At 68.8% G+C, this 2,017-nt stretch carries 1 protein-coding gene; it reads right to left on the bottom strand.

Annotated features, from left to right (window positions below; all coding sequences use genetic code 11):
- Positions 1 to 792: 792 nt before the first annotated feature.
- A complete protein-coding gene (locus tag VF106_RS05270; protein ID WP_330838413.1) occupies positions 793 to 1,662 on the bottom strand; it encodes an IS5 family transposase in 870 nt (289 codons plus the stop codon).
- Positions 1,663 to 2,017 lie beyond the last annotated feature (355 nt).

The following is a 2,017-nucleotide window of genomic DNA, read 5'->3' as shown; positions in this document are numbered from 1 at the left end:
GGTGGCCGAACCGACCTGGGGATGGGCCCGGCACCGTGCAGACCGACCATCGTGCGCGGGTTGCGGCAATACACCGCGCGCACCGTGACCTGGCCCTACCGGTTCCGCCGCACTCTCGCCATCACCCGGCTCACCCGGATGGCGATCACCCGGTGGGTACTCGCGCTCGGCGTCTGCGGCGTCGTGATGCCCATGTTCGGCCCCGGCGGCCAGGCCGTCGCGGCCTGTGGGTGCCAAGAGCTCGGACACCCGCGTGAGCTGCCGTCGCTCCCCGCGGATCCCCAGTGCGCCCAGGTCACCAGCCGAGGCCCACCTCCACAATCCCACGTTCGAGGTGGCCTCCCCGATGACGAAGAACGGCCGCACCGGTTCGCGATCGCCGTTCGGCATCTTGACCGACGGGCTGGCCACCGGCCTCGAGCTCCGGCTCACCCCCTGGCCAGCCCTGCGGACGAGCCCCAGTGCCCGTGGGAGGTATCTCGATCTCGTTTCGTGGCTCTTGACAGGTGATGACGAACCGCTACGTGAGGATCGCCATGCCCGTCCAATATCTCGCCGAGCCTGGAGTCTGCGTCGATGAGCATGTCCTCCTTGGCTGCTTCGGCCTGGACCTTGCAGACGTCCGACACAACAAGCAGCTGCGCCTAGCCCTGCGGCGCGCCGGTTACTCGGCAGCACTTGCCACGCAACTCATCCGCAACAGCGCGCTCCTCGTCCGCCAAGCCGACCGCGGGTACCGGCTCCGGCGATGCGACGAACACGAGGTCTAATAAGAACGTGTTTGAGAGTGGCTCAGGCGGCGGCGGGTGGCGCCCAGGGCCGGCGTCTGGGCTCGGGTGCCAGCCGTCGGGTCATCAGGCCGACCATGGCCCACTTGACCATGGTCTCGTGGCTGTCGGGGAGTCGTTCGTAGTCGCGGACCAGCCGTCGGCAGCGCATCAGCCACGACAGCGTCCGCTCGACCACCCACCGCCGGGGCAGCACCGCGAACCCGTGCTGGTCGGCCGGCTTGCGCACGATCTCCAGCGTGACGCGCAGCACGCGTCGGGCCCAGCCCACCAGCTGTCCGGCATAGCTGCCATCGGCCCACACCAGGGCCACGCTGGGCATCGCGAACCGCAGCCGGTCCAGCAGCCGCCGCCCGCCGTCGCGGTCCTGCACGCTGGCCGCGGTCACCATGACCACCAGCAGCAGACCCAGGGTGTCGACCACGATGTGTCGCTTGGTCCCGTTCACTCGTTTCCCCGCGTCATACCCGCGCTGACCAGCGCCGACGGTGTCGGCGCCGCGCAGCGACTGCGAGTCGATGATCCCTGCCGAGGCCATCGGGTCGCGCCCGGCGGCGTCGCGCAGTTGATCGCGCAGCTGGTCGTGTACCTGGTCGACGGTCCCATCCTTCTTCCACTTGGCCCAATGCCAGTACACGGTCCCCCAGGGTGGGAAACACTTGGGCAGCAACCGCCACGCGCACCCGGCCCGATCCAGATACAAGATCGCGTTCACGATCTCCCGGCGGGGGTGTTTCTCCGCACGCCCAACGGGAGCCGGCGGGGGCAGCAGCGGTTCGATCAGCGCCCACTGCGCATCGCTGAGATCGGTGGGGTAGCGCTTCGCCGGCGCGGACCTGGGCCGGCGCTTGGGCTTCGCGGGAGACGACTCCACACACTCCACATCGGACGACATATCGTCACAATCGTCACTTCAGCCCCACAAGTCCCAGAGGCGCGCCGTGGGCGCGCCATGCCCTCTCAAACACGTTCTTACCACGCAGCTCATCCGCGACAGCCCGCTTCTCGTCCGCCAAGCCGACCACGGATACCGGCTCCGGCGATGCCACGAACACGAGGGCTAACTCGGGCATAGGCCCCAAGGAGCGCTGGATCATGTGGGAATATCGCCGATGCCTTGACGAACCGCTCACCGCCTCGACGCCCACTCGGCGGCCGGCCGCGACGGCGACACGTCCACGTGTCCCGCCCCGACTCGGACACCTCGTCCGCACGCACACCTGAGTTGA

The organism is Actinophytocola sp., from assembly GCF_036378875.1.
In the GTDB taxonomy this organism is placed as follows: Bacteria; Actinomycetota; Actinomycetes; order Mycobacteriales; family Pseudonocardiaceae; genus Actinophytocola.
Note: the sequence above shows the minus strand (reverse complement) of the source record. Positions and strands in the feature narration are given on the sequence as shown.